The organism is Lysobacter firmicutimachus, assembly GCF_037027445.1.
In the GTDB taxonomy this organism is placed as follows: domain Bacteria; phylum Pseudomonadota; class Gammaproteobacteria; order Xanthomonadales; family Xanthomonadaceae; genus Lysobacter; species Lysobacter firmicutimachus.
Genome location: NZ_JBANDL010000002.1, coordinates 1,884,729 through 1,903,729 on the forward strand (window position 1 = coordinate 1,884,729; position 19,001 = coordinate 1,903,729).

The 19,001-nt window shown below is 70.2% G+C and carries 14 protein-coding genes; 4 read left to right on the plus strand and 10 right to left on the minus strand.

The genetic code is table 11. The features are described from left to right. Nucleotides 1-154: 154 nt before the first annotated feature. The 3 genes from V2J18_RS08305 (at nucleotide 155) to V2J18_RS08315 (ending at nucleotide 8,542) form a co-directional block, all read left to right on the plus strand. Nucleotides 155-3,445: a S8 family serine peptidase gene (locus tag V2J18_RS08305; RefSeq protein WP_425605973.1), complete on the plus strand. Its 3,291-nt coding sequence runs from the start codon at nucleotides 155-157 to the stop codon at nucleotides 3,443-3,445. Nucleotides 3,446-3,582: 137 nt separating this feature from the next. Further along, complete coding sequence (locus V2J18_RS08310) at nucleotides 3,583-4,851, plus strand: YadA-like family protein (RefSeq protein ID WP_064748697.1); 1,269 nt, start codon at nucleotides 3,583-3,585, stop codon at nucleotides 4,849-4,851. Nucleotides 4,852-5,230: 379 nt separating this feature from the next. Then, nucleotides 5,231-8,542, plus strand: a complete 3,312-nt coding sequence (locus V2J18_RS08315) for a S8 family serine peptidase (RefSeq protein WP_064748696.1) — start codon at nucleotides 5,231-5,233, stop codon at nucleotides 8,540-8,542. 259 nt (nucleotides 8,543-8,801) lie between these two features. Here V2J18_RS08315 and V2J18_RS08320 read toward each other — a convergent pair whose 3' ends face one another. Continuing rightward, complete coding sequence (locus V2J18_RS08320; RefSeq protein ID WP_141233518.1) at nucleotides 8,802-9,164, minus strand: hypothetical protein; 363 nt, start codon at nucleotides 9,162-9,164, stop codon at nucleotides 8,802-8,804. Nucleotides 9,165-9,499: 335 nt separating this feature from the next. On the opposite strand from V2J18_RS08320, the gene V2J18_RS08325 reads away from it, so the two are divergent. Continuing rightward, the gene (locus V2J18_RS08325; RefSeq protein WP_064748694.1) at nucleotides 9,500-10,564 is read left to right on the plus strand and encodes a sensor domain-containing diguanylate cyclase; all 1,065 of its coding nucleotides are present in this window, start codon (nucleotides 9,500-9,502) and stop codon (nucleotides 10,562-10,564) included. 12 nt (nucleotides 10,565-10,576) lie between these two features. On the opposite strand, the gene V2J18_RS08330 is transcribed toward V2J18_RS08325, so the two are convergent. The 9 genes from V2J18_RS08330 to amaB form a co-directional block, all read right to left on the minus strand. Next, the gene (locus V2J18_RS08330; protein WP_336131530.1) at nucleotides 10,577-11,038 is read right to left on the minus strand and encodes a hypothetical protein; all 462 of its coding nucleotides are present in this window, start codon (nucleotides 11,036-11,038) and stop codon (nucleotides 10,577-10,579) included. 163 nt (nucleotides 11,039-11,201) lie between these two features. Next, nucleotides 11,202-12,605 (minus strand): pectin acetylesterase-family hydrolase, encoded by a 1,404-nt coding sequence (locus V2J18_RS08335; RefSeq protein WP_064748692.1) that lies wholly within the window; start codon nucleotides 12,603-12,605, stop codon nucleotides 11,202-11,204. 318 nt (nucleotides 12,606-12,923) lie between these two features. Next, nucleotides 12,924-13,793: a DMT family transporter gene (locus tag V2J18_RS08340; protein ID WP_336133081.1), complete on the minus strand. Its 870-nt coding sequence runs from the start codon at nucleotides 13,791-13,793 to the stop codon at nucleotides 12,924-12,926. A gap of 38 nt (nucleotides 13,794-13,831) precedes the next feature. Beyond that, nucleotides 13,832-14,872, minus strand: a complete 1,041-nt coding sequence (gene murB, locus V2J18_RS08345; protein ID WP_336131531.1) for a UDP-N-acetylmuramate dehydrogenase — start codon at nucleotides 14,870-14,872, stop codon at nucleotides 13,832-13,834. Nucleotides 14,873-14,938: 66 nt separating this feature from the next. Next, complete coding sequence (locus V2J18_RS08350; RefSeq protein ID WP_336131532.1) at nucleotides 14,939-15,997, minus strand: quinone-dependent dihydroorotate dehydrogenase; 1,059 nt, start codon at nucleotides 15,995-15,997, stop codon at nucleotides 14,939-14,941. Nucleotides 15,998-16,204: 207 nt separating this feature from the next. Next, nucleotides 16,205-16,426 carry a hypothetical protein gene (locus V2J18_RS08355; protein ID WP_064748689.1) on the minus strand — a complete coding sequence of 74 codons (222 nt, stop codon included), beginning with the start codon at nucleotides 16,424-16,426 and terminating at the stop codon, nucleotides 16,205-16,207. A 75-nt stretch (nucleotides 16,427-16,501) separates the two neighbouring features. Next, nucleotides 16,502-16,735 (minus strand): hypothetical protein, encoded by a 234-nt coding sequence (locus V2J18_RS08360; RefSeq protein WP_336131533.1) that lies wholly within the window; start codon nucleotides 16,733-16,735, stop codon nucleotides 16,502-16,504. A 119-nt stretch (nucleotides 16,736-16,854) separates the two neighbouring features. Continuing rightward, a complete protein-coding gene (locus V2J18_RS08365) occupies nucleotides 16,855-17,145 on the minus strand; it encodes a DUF4190 domain-containing protein (RefSeq protein ID WP_064748688.1) in 291 nt (96 codons plus the stop codon). A gap of 232 nt (nucleotides 17,146-17,377) precedes the next feature. Next, nucleotides 17,378-18,910: an L-piperidine-6-carboxylate dehydrogenase gene (gene amaB, locus V2J18_RS08370; RefSeq protein WP_064748687.1), complete on the minus strand. Its 1,533-nt coding sequence runs from the start codon at nucleotides 18,908-18,910 to the stop codon at nucleotides 17,378-17,380. Between the last annotated feature and the right edge of the window lie 91 nt (nucleotides 18,911-19,001).

Here is a 19,001-nt window from a genome sequence, read left to right on the forward strand (position 1 = left end):
GTCACTTTTAGGGGGAAGTGAGCGACGCAGTCTTGCGGCCCGTGTTCGTTACCGGAACCGCAACAGATCGACCTCTCCCTACACGGGTGCGCAACACCGGCCGCGTTGGCCGCGTTGCGCTTAGCGCATGCGTCAGCAAAGAGAGGCTAGGGGAATGCGGAAGGTAATGAAGAGGACGTCCATCGCGGCGGCCATCGCAGCGGTCGCGGCCATCGCCGGAGCGACGGCGATGATGCCGGGCCGCGATTCGGGACAGGGCGGGCCGATCGGCGGCGCGCCGTCGCCGTCTTTGCCGAGCGAAGCCGCGCTCGACGGCTACAAGCGCTACATCGTGGTCTACCGCGAAGCGCCGTTGAGCGCCTACAAGGGCGAACTGAGCGGCATGCCGGCGCCCAAGCGTCTGCCCAGCGTCAGCGGCGGCAACGGCCGCATCGACGTGCAGAGCGCGGCCGCGCGCAGCTACGTGCAGCACCTCGGCGACGTCCAGTCCGCGCACGAGCGCCGCATCCGCGGCCTGCTCGGCCGCAGCCCGCGGGTGGACTTCCGCATGCGCCACGCCCTCAACGGCATGGTCGCCGAACTGACCTCGGCCGAGGCGGACCGCATCGCCCAGCTCGATGAAGTGCGCTTCGTCGAGCCCTATCAGGAATACGAACAGGCCACCGACGTCGGTCCGGCGCTGATCGGCGCGCCGGCGTTGTGGAATGCCGCGCCGAGCGGTTTCCGCGGCGAGGGCATGGTGGTCGGCATCATCGACTCGGGCATCAATTTCGGCAGCCCGGCGTTCGCCGCGGTCGACGACAGCGGCTACCAGCACATCAATCCGCTCGGCGCCGGCACCTACCTGGGCAGCTGTGCGCCCGGCGGCGTCGACGAAGGCCGTTGCAACGACAAGCTGATCGGCGGCTACGACTTCGTCTGCAACGCGCCCGGCAACCAGTGCGGCGTCGCCGACGTGCGCGAAGAGCCGGGCTTCGGCGACACCAACAGCCACGGCAGCCACGTCGCCTCGACCGCGGCCGGCAACGCCTGGACCGCGAGCTACCGCGGCCACAGCATCCGCATTTCCGGCGTCGCCCCGCGCGCCAACATCATCGCCTACGACGCTTGCTACACCCAGATCTCCACCGGCCGCGGCCTGTGCCCGAACACCGCGACGGTGCGTTCGATCGATCAGGCGATCGCCGACGGCGTGGTCGACGTAATCAATTACTCCATCGGCGGCGGTTCCAACCCGTGGAGCGAAGCGACTTCGCTGTCGTTCCTCAACGCCACCGACGCCGGCATCTACGTCGCCGCGGCCGCCGGCAACGACGGCCCGGCGTCGTACACCACCGGCCATCTGGAACCGTGGGTCGCCACCACCGCCGCCTCGCAGCATGGCCGCGGCACCTTCGCATGGGTGCTGTCGGTGTCCGGTCCGGGCGGCGTGCCCGGCGACCTGCAGGCGATCGAGCTGACCGAGGGCAGCGGCGGCACGCCGTTCGCCACGGCCATCCCGAGCAACACCCCGGTGCGGGTCAGCGCCGGCATCGACACCGCCAACGACGGTTGCGCCGCATTCCCGGCCAATACCTTCCAGGGCGCGATCGCGGTGGTCCGCCGCGGCAGCTGCAACTTCACCGACAAGGTCGCCAACGCCGCGGCCGCCGGTGCGGTGGCCGTGGTCATCGCCAACAACCAGGCCACCGGCCTGACCCCGACCGTGACCGGCGCGACGGTACCGGCCTTCGTCGCCAGCCAGGCCGACAGCAATCTGCTGCGCGACTTCGCCAACGCCAATGCCAACACCAGCACCGGCGGCATTCCGTACCCGTCGGTGATCGTCAACAACACGCCCGACCAACTGGCCGACTTCAGCTCGCGCGGCCCGGCCGGGGTGCTGGACGTGATCAAGCCCGAAATCACCGCCCCGGGCGTGGACATCCTGGCGGTCACCGCAGGTACGGCGATCAGCGGCAGCGAGAATTCGGTCGGCCTGATCAGCGGCACGTCGATGGCGTCGCCGCACCATGCCGGCGCGGCTGCGCTGGTGCGTCAGGCCCGTCCGAACTGGACCGTGGCCGAGGTCAAGTCGGCGCTGATGATGACCGCCAAGCAGGAAGTGCTGAAGGAAGACGGCGTCACCCAGGCCGATGCGCACGCGATGGGCGCGGGCCGTCTGCAGCTCGAACAGGCGATCCGCGCCGGTCTGGTGCTCAACGAGACCACGGCCAACTTCCGCGCGGCCAATCCGGCCACCGGCGGCGACGTCTCGACGCTGAACCTGGCGAGCATGGCCAAGTACAGCTGCGCCACCTCTTGCTCGTTCACCCGTACCTTCCGCAACGTGCTGCCGACGCGCCAGACCTGGACCGGCAAGGTGCAAGGCCTGAGCGCGCTGGTCTCGCCGTCGCTGTTCACGCTCAATCCGGGCGAGAGCAAGACGGTCAAGATCACCGTCAGCACCAGCGCCTTGGCCCCCAACGGCAATTTCAACTTCGGCAAGCTGGTGCTCACGCCTTCCGGCGGCGACACCTCGCAGCCGCTGTTGCGCCTGCCGATCGCGGTGGCGGTGCAGCCGCCGCGCCTGGACGCCACGCCGTCGACCGCGCTGACCCTGGCTCAGGGCAGCAGCGGCAACGTGACCTTCCGCCTCGGCAACATCGGCGGTTCCAACCTGGACTGGCAGATCGACAACACCGGCAGCGGCGGACGCACGCTGGTCGCGCAGTTGCCGAACAACACCAACGGCCGCCGCTCGACCCGCTTCACCGACGCGGCCACGGTCGGCGCGCGCGCGCAGCTGTCGGCGGACGACTTCACCCTCACCGACGCGACCGGGATCACCCGCATCGTCGCCGACGGTTTCGTCAACGGCGGCAGCCTGGCGACGTCGACCAACATCAACTGGTCGATCTTCCGCGATGTCGGCGGCAATCCCGAAGGCAACCCGGAATCGACCCCGCAGCTGGCGGTGTGGAGCCACACCTCCACGGTGAACGGCGCCGGCGTGTCGACTTCGGGCTTCGCCAGCATCAGCCTCAACCTCGCCGCCGCCGGCCAGAACCTCAATCTGCCGGCCGGCCGCTACTGGCTGGTGGTGTCGGTGCGCGCGCCGTTGGCGACCAGCTGGTTCTGGTTCAACGCCACCAGCGGCGACAGCATCTACCGTGGCGCGATCATCACCCCCGACGGTACCGGTGACTGGTCGGCAATCGCCGGCGCGCCGGGCCTGGCCTACCAGCTGCAGGGCGCCAATGCCTGCGGCGCTACCTGGATCGGCGCGCCGTCGCGCGCGTTCGGCCGCCTCGCGGTCGGCGCCAGCGTCGACACCCTGGTGCAGATCAGCGCCGCCGGCCTCGCGCCGGGCAGTTACTCCGGCTATGTCTGCGTGGCCAGCAACGATCCGCTGCGTCCCAAGGCGGCGCTGCGAGTCGCGCTGACCGTTACGCCTTCGCCTTGACCGTACCGCGCGCCGGGCCTGCACGGGCCCGGCGCGCTCCATTCGGCCGGACCATGCGCGGTCAGGACCGGCACCCATTTCGTCGCCGCGCGCGATCACGGCCGCGCGGCGCGCACGACGTCTTCCAGGAGGACAGTTTGAACATTTCGCACAAGACCCTTCTCGCCACCGCGCTCTCGCTGGCCTGCGCTTCGGCATGGGCGGGCGAGCCCTGCGTGCTCGACGACGGTTTCGGCGGCACCACCACCGGCGGCGCCACCGCCAACGGCGGCAGCGCCATCGCCTGCGGCCAGGGCGCGAGCGCGGACGGCGATTTCGCCGTCGCCAACGGCGCCGGCGCCACCGCCAGCGCGGTCGGCGCGATCGCGGTCGGCGCGAACTCCACCGCGTCGGGCGACCAGAGTTCGGCGCTCGGCGCGGGCGCCACCGCCTCCGGCGCCAACAGCAGCGCGATCGGCGACAGCGCCACCGCCTCGGGCGAGTTCTCGACCGCGAACGGCTCGGCCAGCACCGCCGGCGGGCGTTTCGCCACCGCCAGCGGCGCCGGCAGCACGGCCAGCGCCGACAACGCCACCGCGCTGGGCGCGAACAGCTCGGCCTCGGCCGCCGGCGCGGTCGCGCTGGGCAGCGACTCGATCGCCGATCGCGCCAGCACGGTGTCCATCGGCAGCGCCGGCGCCGAACGCCAGTTGGTCAATCTCGCCGCCGGCACGGCCGACACCGACGCGGTCAACGTGTTCCAGCTCAACACCCTGGCCGGCGCGCTCGGCGGCGGCGCCAGCTTCGCCGGCGGCGTGTTCACCGCGCCGACCTATGCGATCCAGGGCGGCAGCTACCGCGATGTCGGTTCGGCGTTCGCCGCGGTCGACGGCCGCCTGACCGATCTCTACGGTCGGGTCGGCGCCGGCGCGGCCAATTCGGTGACCTATACCGACGCGTCGCAGACCCAGGTCGCGCTGCAGGGTGCCGGCGGCACCCGCGTGAGCAACGTCGCTGCCGGCACTGCGCCGACCGACGCGGCCAATGTCGCCCAGGTGCAGAGCGGCGACGCCCAGACCCTGCGCAGCGCGAATGCCTACACCGACTCGCGCGTGACCCAGATGCTGGCCGCGCCGACCGAGGCGATCAACGAGCTGCGCGACGACATGAACTGGCGTTTCCACAAGCAGGATCGCCGCATCGACAAGCTCGGCGCGATGACCGCGGCGATGGTGCAGATGTCGGCCAGCGCATCGGGCCTGAACACGCCGAACCGGATCGCGGTCGGTGCGGGCTTCCAGGGCGGTCAGCAGGCGCTGTCGATCGGCTATCAGCGCGCGATCAGCGATCGTGCGACGGTGACCCTGGGCGGCGCGTTCAGCGACTCGGAAAGCTCGGCCGGCGTCGGCGTGGGTTTCGGTTGGTGAATGCGAGCGGGACGGGCCGCAACGGCTCGTCCCGAATCGCGGCCGGTCGCGCGACGCGCGACGTTGCAGGAACGCAACGGCGGTCCGCTTGCGAGCTGCCGGTCGCAGACTAGAATCGGCCGGACACGCGCGAAGCGTGGCGGCCGTCACGGAGCGGTTGCGTCGTCGCCGGAATGCGACGCCGCCCGTGGGGGAGTCCCGCCCGGATTGCGTTAGTGGGGTTAGCCGGTGCCGGAGGAAGCGGGCCGGGCGCAGCGGGCACGGGGCCAGGGCCGATGTGTTCGTCGTGGACGATGTCTCTTCCTGAACTCGCGCCGCGATATGCCTGAGGGGGCAGGCGGGGAGCGGTGTCTTCGCGAACGACGCAGAGGACCTCTCGATGCCTAACGCAGTCAATCGATTGACGATCGCGATCAGCCTGATCGGGCTGGCCGCGATCGCCGGCGCCGCGATCCGCGGCTTGTCCGACGATACCCCGGCCGACGCCGGCGCGATCGGCGGCGCTCCCTCGCCCAGCCGCATCGACAGCGGCCTGGAAACCCAGACCAGCCGCTACATCGTGTTGTACAAGGAAGCGCCGCTGGCCACCTACGCCGGCGAGATCGCCAGCCTGCCGGCGCCGCAGCGCATGGCCGGCGCGCAGAACGCCAACAGTGCGGCCAAGAGCGGCGCGCTCGGTCGACTCGACGTGCGCAGCGCGCAGGCGCGCGGCTACGTGCGTCACCTCGATCAAGTCCAGCGCGACCACGAGCGCGGCATCAATGCCTTGATCGGGCGACCGCTGGCGATCGAGCGGCGCATGCAGCATGCGGTCAACGGCGTGATCACCCGCATGACCCAGAACGAGGCGGCGCGCATCGCCAAGCTGCCCGGCGTCGAACTGGTCGAAGAGTATCGCGAGTACGAGCAGGCCACCGATGTCGGCCCGGCGCTGATCGGCGCGCCGGAGCTGTGGAACGCCGTGCCGACCCAGTATCGCGGCGAAGGCGTGGTGTTCGGCATTCTCGACTCGGGCATCAACTTCGGCAGCCCGGCGTTCGCCGCGATCGACGACACCGGCTACCAGCACGTCAATCCGTTCGGCAGCGGCACCTACCTGGGCACCTGCGCGCCCGGCGGCGTCGACGAAGGCCGTTGCAACGACAAGCTGATCGGCGGCTACGACTTCGTCTGCGGCGCGCCCGGCAATACCTGCGGCGTGGCCGACATCCGCGAGGAGCCCGGCTTCGGCGACACCAACGGCCACGGCAGCCACACCGCTTCGACCGCGGCCGGCAACGCCTGGAACGCCAACTACAAGGGCCGCACGGTCCGCATTTCCGGCGTCGCGCCGCACGCCAACATCATCGCCTACGACGTCTGCTACACCCGCATCTCCACCGGCCAGGGCCTGTGCCCGAACACTTCGGCGGTGGCCGCGGTCGACCAGGCGATCGCCGACGGCGTCGACGTGATCAACTACTCCATCGGCGGCGGCAGCCAGCCCTGGGGCGAGGCGGTGTCGCTGGCCTTCCTCAACGCGTCCGACGCCGGCATCTACGTCGCCACCTCGGCCGGCAATTCCGGCCCCGGCCCGAACACCATGGGCCATCTGGAGCCGTGGACGGGTTCGACCGCGGCCTCGCAACACGGGCGCGGTACCTTCGCCTTCCTGTTGCAAGTCACCGGCCCGGGCGCCGTGCCGCCGGCGCTGCAGGCGATCCAACTCACCGAAGGCAGCGGCGGCGCCGCGTTCAACGCCAGCCTGCCGCCGACCACGCCGCTGAAAGTCAGCGCCGGCATCGACACCGCCGCCGACGGCTGCGCGGCGTTCGCGCCGGGCGCGTTCCAGAACGCGATCGCGGTGATCCGCCGCGGCACCTGTAGCTTCTCGATCAAGGTCAACAACGCCGCCGCCGCCGGCGCGATCGGCGTGGTCATCGCCAACAACCAGCCGGGCGCGACCACGCCCAGCGTGCCGGGCACCACGATTCCGGCGTTCCTGGCGTTGCAGACCGACAGCGACGCGTTGCGAAACTTCGCCGCCGGCAACGGCAACACCACCACCGCCGCCATCAACTTCCCGCCGACGCCGATCCCGAACACGCCCGATGCCCTGGCGGCGTTCAGTTCGCGCGGCCCGGCCGGCGATTTCAGCCTGATCAAGCCCGACATCACCGCGCCGGGCGTCAGCGTGCTGGCGGTGTTGTCCGGCACGGCGATCACCGGCAGCGAGAACCTGGTCGGCCTGCTCAGCGGCACGTCGATGGCCTCGCCGCACCACGCCGGCGCCGCCGGTCTGTTGCGCCAGGCCAAGCCCGACTGGACCGCCGCGGAAATCAAGTCGGCGTTGATGATGACCGCCGAGCTCAAGGTCTACACCGAGGACGAAGTCACCCTGGCCGATCCGTTCGACGCTGGCGCCGGCCGGGTGCAGGTCGATCGCGCGCTGCGTGCCGGCCTGGTGCTCAACGAGACCACCGCCAACTACCTGGCGGCCGATCCGGCCACCGGCGGCGACGTCTCGAGCTTGAATCTGGCCAGCCTGGCACAGCGCGAATGCGCCGAAGCCTGCGTGTTCAAGCGCAGCTTCCGCGCGGCCCAGGGCCAGCGCGGTCTGTGGGTGGCGCAGCTCAAGGGCGTCAGCGGGATCGCCTTCCCGCCGGTGTTCCTGTCTCAGCCGGGCCGCACCCAGGACGTGACCGTGATCGTGCTGACCCATCAGCTGCCCAAGGACGGCGCCTGGCACTTCGGCGCGCTGCAACTGGATCAGGTGCTCGGTGGCCCGTCGCCGCAGCTGCACCTGCCGGTCGCGGTCGCGGTGCCGCCGCCGCAGATCGAACTGCGGCCGGCGCAGGTCGCGGTGAGCTTGCCGGCCGGTACGCGCGGTTTCGCCGATTTCGCGATCGGCAACCTCAGCGCGTCGGAACTGCAGTTCCAGGTCGACAACACCGGCGAAGGCTCGCGGAGCGTGATCTCGGCGAACTCCGACGGCGTCAGCAGTGGTTTCCGCAGCACCGTCTACACCGATCCGGCCTCGGCCGGCGGCCTGCCGGCGCAGTTCTCCAGCGACGATTTCCTCCTCACCGACAGCACTCGCCTGTCGCGGCTGTTCGCCGAGGGCTTCGTCTCCAGCGGCGCCGCTTTGGCCAGCACCGCGACCAGCCTGACCTGGAGCGTGTTCGCCGACAACGGCGGCAACCCGGCCAGCAACCCGCTCGCGGGTTCGGCCTTGTGGACCTACACCGCGGCGCCGAACGCCGCCGGCGTGACCGTGGACGGAGCGAACATCAGCCTCGACTTGGCCGCGGCGGGGCAGAACGTGCAGTTGCCGGCCGGCCGCTACTGGCTGGTGGTGCATGCGCGTACCAGCTTCGCCAATCGCTGGGTGTGGTACGCCTCCAACAGCGGCGACAACCAGTTCCGCACCATCGCCCCCGCGGTCGGCGGCGCCGGCACCTGGAACGCCGGCGCCGGCTTCGCCGGCCTGGCCTACGACATCCAGGGCGCCAGCGCGTGCGGCGCGCCCTGGATCGGCGCGCCGGTGCGCGCCTTCGGTCGCGTCCCCGGCCGCGGCCAAGTCGCCAACCGCGTGCGCATCGATGCGCGCGGCCTGAGCGCGGGCACCCACATCGGCTATGTCTGCGTCGCCAGCGACGACCCGGTCCAGCCCAAGGTCGCGCTGCGCGTGGCGTTGACGGTGACGAACTGAGCGTGCTGAGTTGAGATTGGGATAGAAACCGAAAGCACGTCGCGATCCGACCGGGCCCGTTCGCGGGCCCGGTCTTTTTTCAGGCGGCTGCGGGCACGCGTGATCGAGCATGCGGCCGCAGGTGCAGGTGCAGGTGCAGGTGAGGCCGGCGCGCGCCTGGCGTCGCGTAATTGGGGATTGGGGCAGGCGTGGCGATAGCGCCATCGGAGCCGGGCGTAGCGGCTTCGGCGACGGTTTTCGACGCCTTCGGCCGCGCCGCTCACCACTCCCGCCAGGTCTCGGTCAGATCCTCTTCGCCCGAACCCAATCCGGCTTCGGCCGCGGCGCCGAGCAGCAGATCGCACAAGCCCTCGCGTTGCTCGGTTTCGATCAGCGCGTAGCCGCACCGGGCGTTGAGCGCGTTGAGCGCGAGCACGGCCGTCTTGAGCGCGACGCGAACCCGCGGCGGGTCGCCGGCGGCGTCGCGGGCGGCGTCCAGGAACCGGTCGACGATGGCTTCGCAGGCTTCGATCTCGGGTTCGGCGTAGCCGGGGTCGGCGCTGTCGGCGCGCAGGTCGTCCATGTAGCTGCGCATGCCGTCGAGGATTTCGCTTTTGAGCTCGACGTAGTCGTGGGTGTTCACCTGCATCGTCCTGCAAGGGCCGGCGACCTGAGGCAGGCGGCGGCCGGGTGGGGCCGCGCCGGCGGTGGGCCGGCGCGTCGGGGGACGCCATCCTAGGCAGGGCAGATTGCAGTCGATGCGTCGAAGCAGGCGCCGCGGCGCGAGGCGACGGAAGCGTGACGACGGTCGACGAACGATCCTCCGCGGCCGTGCGGCAGCCGTAGCGACGACGCGGCCGCGGTCGCGGCCGGCGCAAGACGAGCTTGCGCCTTGAATGGGGTCGCTGCCGGTCTTGCTAGACTGTCCGCGCCGGTCGCCGTTCGGCGGTGCGGCATCCGTGGTCAGGAACTCGCGCCGTGCAGAAGCCCGATATTCCCGCCAACGAAGCCGAGCGCCTGGCCGCGTTGCGCAGCTACGACATTCTCGACACGCCGCCGGAGCCGGACTTCGACGACCTGGTCGCCATCGCCGCGGCGATCTGCGACGTGCCGACCGCCCTGATCAGCCTGGTCGACAGCGACCGGCAATGGTTCAAGTCCAAGCTCGGCCTGAAGGTGGACCAGACTCCGCGCGAGCTGGCGTTCTGCGCCCATGCCATCCTCGACCCGAGCCAGCCCTTGGTAGTGCCGGACACGCACCAGGACGAGCGCTTCCACGACAGTCCGCTGGTGGTCGACGAGCCGAACATCCGGTTCTACGCCGGCGCGCCGCTGGTCACGCCGCAAGGCGAGGCGATAGGCACCTTGTGCGTGATCGACACCGTGCCGCGGCAACTGCTGCCGCAGCAGCGCAAGGCCTTGCTGGCCTTGTCCAAGCAGACGTCGCGGGTGCTGGAGCTGCGCCGGGTCAGCCGCGCGCTGGCGCGGCAGTTGCAGGAAAGCGACTGGTACGAAAAGCAACTGCTGCAGTACCAGCAGCAGCTCGAAGCCAGCAATGCCGACCTGGCCGCTCTGACCCGCACCGACCCGCTGACCGGCCTGCCGAACCGGCGCGCGTTCGCGGCCGCGTTCGAACAGGCGCAGGCGCGGCGCGACGGCCGGCTGCAGGTGGCGGTGCTGGACATCGACCATTTCAAAGTCATCAACGACGTGCACGGCCATCCGGAGGGCGACCGGATCCTGGTGGCGGTCGCCGAGACCTTGCGCCTGTACGCGTCCGCGCCCGGCGCGGTGGCGCGCTACGGCGGCGAAGAGTTCCTGATGATGTTCGAGTCCGACCTGCGCCAGGCCGAACTGCAGTGCGAGTTCGTGCGCGAAGCCATCGCCAACCTGCCGGTCGGGCTGCCGTTGACGGTCAGCATCGGCCTGGCCACGCATCGCGCCGGCGAAAGCAGCGCCGACAGCATCGCCCGCGCCGACCAGGCCCTGTACGCGGCCAAGCGCAGCGGCCGCAACCGGGTCGAGGTCGCCGAAGGCGACTGAGCCGGCGGCGGCTCAGCGGTAGACGCGTTCGCGTTCGGCTTGCAGGCGCTGGCGCAGGTACTCGTCGCGGCTCAGGCCGCGGGGAAAGGCGCGCATCGCCATGACCTCGGCGACGATTTCCTGTTCGCGCCGCTTGTAATCGCGAAAGCGCGGATCTTGGGCTTGCTGCTGCAGCCATTGCGCATTGCTGCGTTCGGCCTCGCCGCGATAGCGCGCGGCCAAGGCTTCGACCAGTTCGGCCTGGCGCGCCGGGTCGGCGACGGTGGCGCGGATCAAGGCCACGCGCAGCAATACGGTTTCGCCGGCCGAGAGTTCGCCGGCGCCTTCGTAGGCGTCGATGTTCCGCTGCAACGCCTGTGCGCGCCGCTCGCGCTCGCCGGCCGGCAGGCGTTCGGCCTGGGCGAAGAACTGCCGCGCTTCGTGCTGGAACCGTTGGCGTTGCCGGTATTGCTGCGCCTGCGGCGTGGCGAGCAAGGCTTGCGATGACGGCGGCGTCGCGGCGTCGTTTGCGGCTACGGCCGTCGCTGCGCCGGCCGCGACGGCGCCCCCGTCGTGCCGAGGCCATCCGGCGCCGCCGACCGCCGCGGCCAGGGCCGCGGCGGTCAGGGCGCTTGCGATCAAGACAGGCTTGCGCATCTCAGGTCAGCAACTGGTCGACCAGCCAGTACAGCAGGTTGAAGGGCTTGGCCCGGTCGGCGGCGTCGCTGTCCTCGGCCGCGTCGAGCACTTTGCCCTGGCCGTCGAGCACGCTGTCGATGAAGTGCTTCAGCTCCAGGTTCTGCGCCTGTACGTCGCCGTTCTTGAAATCGACGATGGTGGTGCAGTGGCTTTCGTTGAGCTTGCGGTACTGCGGGAAGTAGCCACCGAAGTTGTCCAGGCCGTTGAGGCGCGCGGCCAGCCGCTGGGTGTCGGTGCCCCACTTGGCGTGGATCAGCGCCTGCTTGGCTTCCTGGGTCGGCGCCTGACGGATATCGTCGTGGAAGCGCTCGTAGGAATACGACGAGTAATTCAGGTCTTTCCAGAAGTGGGTGTGGCCGAGGCGGTCGTTGCGGTGCTTGTTGGCGAGCGCCGGATAGATCGAACCCAACTCGTTGAGGTCGACTTGCGGTAGACCGGCGGAGAGGAAGGCCAGCGGTCCGTTCGGCGCGTCCAGGCCCCAGACTTCGCGGATCGTGGTCATCAGCGGCTGCGAGGGATATTCGGCCGGATTGCCGTAGCGCGGAGTCGGAAAGATCGGACCGGAATCGTCGATCAGGAAGCCGTTGGTCGGCGCCAGCTCGGTGCGCAGCGAGTCGAACGAGATCAAGCTGCCGGCGCCGCCGGCGCTGCAGCCGGTGCTGAGCATCTGCCCCGGTCGCGGCAGGTTGTCCTTGAGCCAGGCGGTGATCGCGCGGGTGTTGCGCAGGCCGTTGTGGTGCCAGACCAGCGGCGGCTTCTGCCCGCTGGGGTCGTCGTACACCGCGACCTTGTCGCCGCTGTAGATGTCGCCGGTGCAATACGGCACGTAGACCATGTTCCAGCCCTGGGTCTTGACCGCATCGAAGGGGCTGACGCGGGTGACGAAGGGGCTGACCAGGCTCGCGCCCGGGTTGAGCAGCTTCATGTAGTCGTCGGGCACGCCGTTGGGATTGCGCGCGCCGCGCACGCCGGTGGCGCCGGTGCAGCTGGCGTAATCCCAGCAGGCGCCGCCGCCTTCCATGTAGATGATGGTATTGGTCGTGTTCGGAACCCGGTTGACGAAGATCTTGTACGGCGAACCGTTGCCGCAGATCGCGCCGGTCTCGGCCGGCAGCTGCACGGTCTGCCACGAGTAGTAGGCGGCGGGGTCGAAGCCGTCGCTGCGTGCGGCGCTGCGGCTCAGCAGCGGATAGTGGCCGCTGCGCTGGGCCGGCTGCACCGGGTTGTCGGCGCGCGGCGGCGAGAACAGATTGCGCAGGGTTTGGAAAAACCCGTAATCGCCGGTCTCGGCCTGCGAGGGCAGGCTGGACAGGGCGACCAGGCCGCCCAGCATCACGGCGGCGGCGTGTCGGCTTAGGGCCATAAACTCATCTCCTTGTGAGCATCCGAAGGGGCGGACGGGCGCCGTGCGTTCGGCGCAGGCGGGGAGGGCGCGTCCGTACTGCCGCGTCTGGATAGCCCCGGCGCGATGACGGGTCAATCGGGCTAGGGCGCGAATTGCGTTGCGCGGCGAGTTTGTCCGCGAATGCTTCCGCGGTTGTCCGCTTTTGCCCCGCAAACGATCACGGAATCGCCGCCGCGGACGGCGCGGTCGTGCGCTGCAGCATGTGATTGCCTTCGCCCAATGCGCGGACCTGGCGCCGCGCCGGAAGCGGCGCCGGCCGGTCGGCGGTCGCGGCGTTCACTCGCCGGGCACGGCGCCCGCGGTCGCGGCGGCCGAAGCGCGGCGCCGCGCCAGCACGGCCTCGCGATGGGCGATGTAGGCGTTGGAGCCGAGGATGATCGCGGCGCCGATCACGGTCCAGCGGTCCAGCGATTCGCCGAACCACAGCCAGCCCGCTGCGGCCACCAGCGGCAGCTGCATGAAACTGATCGGAGTCAGCGCCGATACTTCGCCGAGCTTGAGCGCATGCGTCCACAGCACCTGGCCGCCGGTGCCGAACACGCCGGCGGCGACGATCCAGACCCAGTCGACGCCTTGCGGCCATTGCCATACGAACAGGGCCGGTATCAGCGACATCGGCACCCAGAACGCGTAGGTGTAAAGCACGATGGTGTTGGCCGAATCGACCCGCGACAGCTGCTTGATCTGGATCGAGATCACCCCGCCCAGCACCGCCGCGAGCAGTGCGGCCAGGCTGTCGACCGAGAACTCGGCCGAGCCCGGGCGAACGATCACCAGTACGCCGACGAAACCGGCGGCGACCGCGAGCCAGCGCCGCGCGCGCACCTGCTCGTGCAGGAACACGACCGCGGCGATGGTGACGAAGATCGGCGTCGAATAGGTCAGCGAGATCGCCTGCGCCAAGGGCAGGTGGCCGATCGCCCAGAACCCGGCCAGCATCGAGCAGATGCCGATCAGGCAGCGCACGAAGTATTTCGGCAATTGCCGGGTGCGCAGGTCCGCGCGTCGCGCGCCGAGCAGCAGCGGCAGCACCGCGAGCAGGCCGAACAGATTGCGGAAGAACGCGATCTCGAAGGTGTGCAGCGAGTGCGAGGCGAAGCGGATCGCGATCGTCATCACCCCGAACGACAAGGTGCTGGCCAGCATCAGGCCGGCCGCACGCAGCGGTTGTGCCGGCGCTGGGCTCACCAGCTCGCGCCGACGACGCGCGGCTCGGGTTCGATGGCGATGCCGAAGCGCGCCTGCACCGAATCGGCGATGCGCCGGGCCAGGTCGAGCAGTTGCCGGCCGCTGGCGCGGCCGTGGTTCACCAGCACCAGGGCGTGCGCGGCGGACACGCCGGCGTCGCCGTCGCGATGGCCCTTCCAGCCGCAGGCATCGATCAGCCAGGCCGCCGACACCTTGCGCGTGCCCGCGTCGCTGCCGCGGAACACCGGCGCCTGCGGATGCCGGGCGAGCAACGCCTCGGCCTGCGCCGTCGGCACGATCGGATTCTTGAAAAAGCTGCCGGCGTTGCCGAGCACGGCCGGGTCGGGCAGCTTGCGCCGGCGGATCGCGATCACCGCTTCGGCGACCGCGCGCGGGGTCGGCGCGGTCACGCCCATCGCCGCCAGCTCGTCGCCGATGCCGGCGTAGTCCAGCCTGAGCTGCGGGCGCCGCGACAGGGCGAACTCGACCGCGACGATCAGATAGCGGTCCGGCGCCTGCTTGAACAGACTGTCGCGATAGCCGAATCGGCACTGCGCGGCGTCGAAGCGGTGCCAGCGCGCGGTGGCCGGTTCGTAGGCTTCGACTGCATGCACGAACTCGCGCACTTCCACGCCGTAGGCGCCGATGTTCTGGATCGGCGCGGCGCCGACCGTGCCCGGAATCAGGGCCAGGTTCTCGAGCCCGGCATGGCCTTGCTCGAGCATCTGCATGACGAAGCCGTGCCAGGGCACGCCGGCGTCGGCGCGGACGACGGCGCGTTCGCCGTCGTCGTCGAGCGTGCGCACCCGCCGGCCGCTGAGTTCGAGCACGGCGCCGGCAGGATCGCCGGCGAACAGCAGATTGCTGCCGCCGCCGAGCACCAGGGCCAGGCCGTCGCGCAGTTCCGGCAGGGCCAGGGCCTGCGGCAACGCCTCGGCGTCGGCCACATCGATCAGCCAGGGCGCGCGCGCCTCGACGCCGAAACTGTTGCGCCCGCGAAGGGATACGTCGCGCTGCACGCGCACGTTGGGGTTCATGCGCTGGGGCCTGCGGCTACGGCGGCGGAAACCGAATGGGAAAAATCGGACAGGATGGCGGCGCGCTCAGATCGTCGGCGGCATGTTGCCGCGGCTGGGCGCTTCCTTGCGGCGGCGGATCGCTTCGACGCAGTCGTGGACCAGCGCCGGGCCGCGGTAGACCAGGCCCGAATAGCACTGCACCAGGCTGGCGCCGGCGGCCATCTTGGTCACCGCGTCGGCGCCGGACAGGATGCCGCCGACGCCGACCATCGGGATGCTTTCCGGCAGGCGCGTGCGCATCTTGCGCAGCACCGCGGTCGACGGCGCCATCAGCGGCCGGCCCGACAGGCCGCCGGCTTCGTTGGCGTAGGGGCTGCCTTCGACGCCTTCGCGGGCGATGGTGGTGTTGGTGGCGATCACGCCGTCGACCTGCAGCTCGCTGAGCACCCGGCTGGCGGCCTCGATATCGTCGTCGGACAGGTCCGGGGCGATCTTGACCAGCATCGGCACGCGCCGGCCTTCGCGCGCGCCGAACTTCTCCTGCGCCTCGCGCAGGGTGCCGATCAGGCGGCGCAGCGACTGCTCTTCCTGCAGCTCGCGCAGGCCGGCGGTGTTGGGCGAGGAGATGTTGACGGTGATGTAGTCGGCCAGCGGATAGACCCGCTCCAGGCAGTACAGATAATCGTTCTCGGCACGCTCGTTCGGCGTGTCCTTGTTCTTGCCGATGTTGATGCCGAGCAGACCGCGCTTGCGCCGGGCCTTGGACACGTTGCGCACCAGCGTTTCGACGCCTTCGTTGTTGAAGCCCAGGCGGTTGATCACCGCTTGCTGCTCGGCGAGGCGGAACATGCGCGGGCGCGGATTGCCTTCCTGCGGCTTGGGCGTGACCGTGCCGATTTCGACGAAGCCGAAACCCAGCGCCAGCAGCGCGTCGATGTGGGCGCCGTTCTTGTCCAGGCCGGCGGCCAGGCCGACCGGATTGGGGAAGGTCAGGCCGAAGACCTTGGTCGGCAGCGGCTTGGGCACCTTCGCCACCAACGGGTTGAGGCCGGTGCGGTATGCGGTTTCCAGCGCCGTCAGGCCGAGGCCATGGGCTCGTTCGGCATCCAGGCCGAAGAGGAAGGGTCGGGCGAGGCTGTACACGAGGTCGGTGGGGGCGCTCGGGAACGGGGACGACGATTATCGCCGATGCCGCGCCGCGCCGCGACCTCGACGGGGCGTTTGTGGCCGAAAACCGTCACTCGCCGGGGCGGACTGTGACGCGGCGGGGCGCTCCGGCGATCGGTTGCCGCCGGACTGGGGCGGGCGCCGCAAGAACGCGCGCCGCCGACGGCGGCGCGCGCGGTGGGCTTAGGGGTCGGCCGGACAGTCCAGGGGGCTGACGCAGTCGGCGTAACGCAGTTCGCAGGCCTGGGCCTGGCTCGGCGATTCGGCGGTGAGCACGCAATGCTCCCAGACGATGCGGCATTGCCGGCAGCGTTCTTCGTCCGGCGTGGCCGATGCGGCGGCGGCGAAACCGAACGCGGTCAGGGCCAGGATCAGGCGGAAGCGGCGGTTGGATCGGTGGTTCATCCTTGCGTCTCCATGCAGTGGATGCGATGCGGCGACGCGCTTGCTCGGGCGCGGCGCGCGGGTGCGGGCGGGCGCTCAGGGGTCGAGCTGGCAGCCGTAGGCGGTCAGACAGGCGCGGTACTGCATGAAGCAGCTCGGGCGCGCGTCGGGGGTGTAGAGCTGACAGGGTTCGAGCACGTTGGTGCGGCATTCCTCACAACGGTCGATCGCGGCGAAGGCGGTGACCGATGCGGCGAAACCGAACACGCCGGCGGCGAGCGCGGCGAGTCGGGCGGTGCGGGACCCTCCTTTCGTGGAAACGGCTTTCATCGAAACGTCCTGTTCGTCGCCAGTCCTTCTGGCCCGGCCACGCTAGGCGTCTGCGGCGGGGCGGACAAGCTGCGCCGCAACACCTGCGGCGCGCGGCGGCGCCGCGCGCCGTGAAGCGCTCAGTGGCTGCCGGCCATCGCCGCGATCGCGGCCAGGCCGCCGAAGAACAGCACGATCACCACGATGCTGACGATGGCGATGACCACCGAGGCCCAGCCCAGGATCAGGCCGCCGATGGCGAGGCCGTCGCCGTCGTAGCGGTCGGGTTCGCGGCGGATCTGGCCGCGCGCCATGTGGCCGGTAACGATCGCGCCGAGGCTGCCGAGGATGGGCAGCAGGGTCCAGCCGAGGATGCCGGCGATCAGGCTGATGATGGCCAGGACGTTGGTCTGGCGGACGGGTGTTTGCATCGAACGATCCCTCGTTAGCTTGAAGTTCGTCACAGCATACGACGGGGCGGGAAGGAACGAGAAACCAGGGACATGGGAACGAAGAACGCGCGACGGCGGTCCGCCCCCGTTGTGGCCGCGGTCTGCGGGCGTAGGCGCTGGCCCGGTTCGCAGGCTGGATCACAAAACAGGGCGGCCGTCGCCGGCCGCCCTGAAGTCGTCGCGTCGAAGCCGGCCGCAGCCGGCGTCCGGTTTACAGATCGAACTTGATGCCCTGCGCCAGCGGCAGCGCGTCGGAGTAATTGATCGTGTTGGTCTGGCGACGCATGTAGGCGCGCCAGGCGTCGGAGCCCGACTCGCGGCCGCCGCCGGTTTCCTTCTCGCCGCCGAAGGCGCCGCCGATTTCGGCGCCGGAGGTGCCGATGTTGACGTTGGCGATGCCGCAGTCCGAGCCGGCGGCCGACAGGAAGGCCTCGGCGGCCTTGAGATTGGCGGTGAAGATCGACGAGGACAGGCCCTGCGGCACGTCGTTCTGCAGGTCGACGGCTTCGTCGAGCTGCTTGAACTTCATCACGTACAGGATCGGCGCGAAGGTTTCGGTCTGCACCACCTCGGCGTCGTTGCTCAGGCCGGTCACGATCGCCGGCAGGACGAAGTTGCCCTTGCGATCGATGCGCTCGCCGCCGGTCTCGACCTTGCCGCCGGCGGCCTTGGCCTTGGCGATGGCGTCGAGGTAGGCCTGCACGCCGTCCTGGCTGTTGAGCGGACCCATCAGGTTGGCCGGGTCGGTCGGGTCGCCGATCTTCTTCTCGACCTGCTTGTAGGCGGTGACCAGCTTGGCCAGCACCTCGTCGTAGATCGACTCGTGCACGAACAGGCGGCGGGTGGTGGTGCAGCGCTGGCCGGCGGTGCCGACCGCGCCGAACACGATCGCCGGGATCGCCAGCTTCAGATCGGCGGTGGCATCGACGATGATCGCGTTGTTGCCGCCCAGTTCGAGCAGCGAACGGCCCATGCGGCGGGCGACGCGCTCGCCGACGTGGCGGCCGACCTTGGTCGAGCCGGTGAAGCTGACCAGCGCGATGCGCTTGTCGTCGACGAAGTTCGAGGCCAGCTCGGTGCCGGCGTCGTTGAACAGGAAGAACAGGTCGGGGAAGCCGCCGGCGCGCAGGGCGTCGTTGCAGATCTTCATCGAGGCGACCGCCGACAGCGGGGTCTTGGGCGAGGGCTTCCAGATCGAGATGTCGCCGCAGATGGCGGCGATGAACGAGTTCCAGGCCCACACCGCGACCGGGAAGTTGAACGCCGAGATGATGCCGACCAGTCCCAGCGGGTGCCACTGCTCGTACATGCGGTGGCCCGGGCGCTCGGAGTGCATGGTCAGGCCGTACAACTGGCGCGACAGGCCGACCGCGAAGTCGCCGATGTCGATCATCTCCTGCACTTCGCCGTCGCCTTCCGGCTTGGACTTGCCCATTTCCAGCGCGACCAGCGAACCCAGCGCGTCCTTGTGCTTGCGCAAAGCGTCGGCGCACAGGCGGATGGCTTCGCCGCGGCGCGGCGCCGGAGTGGTGCGCCAGACCTTGAACGCGGCCTGGGCGCGCTCGACGATGGTGTCGTAGTCGCGCTGCGAGGAGGCCTGCACGCGCGCCAGCACTTCGCCGTCGGTCGGGTTGATCGGCTCGAGCACGCCGGCGTCGGCGGTCGTGGCCCACTCGCCATGGCCGAGGTAGGTGCCGGACTCGTTGTCTTTGAGTCCCAGGGCGGCGAGAACGGGGTGGGTCATACCGGAAGCTCCATATGGTGCCGCGCCGGGGGCGCGGCGAAACGGGAAGGGCGCCCGCGAGGGCGGGGCGACGCGCTGGGCGCGGCGCCGG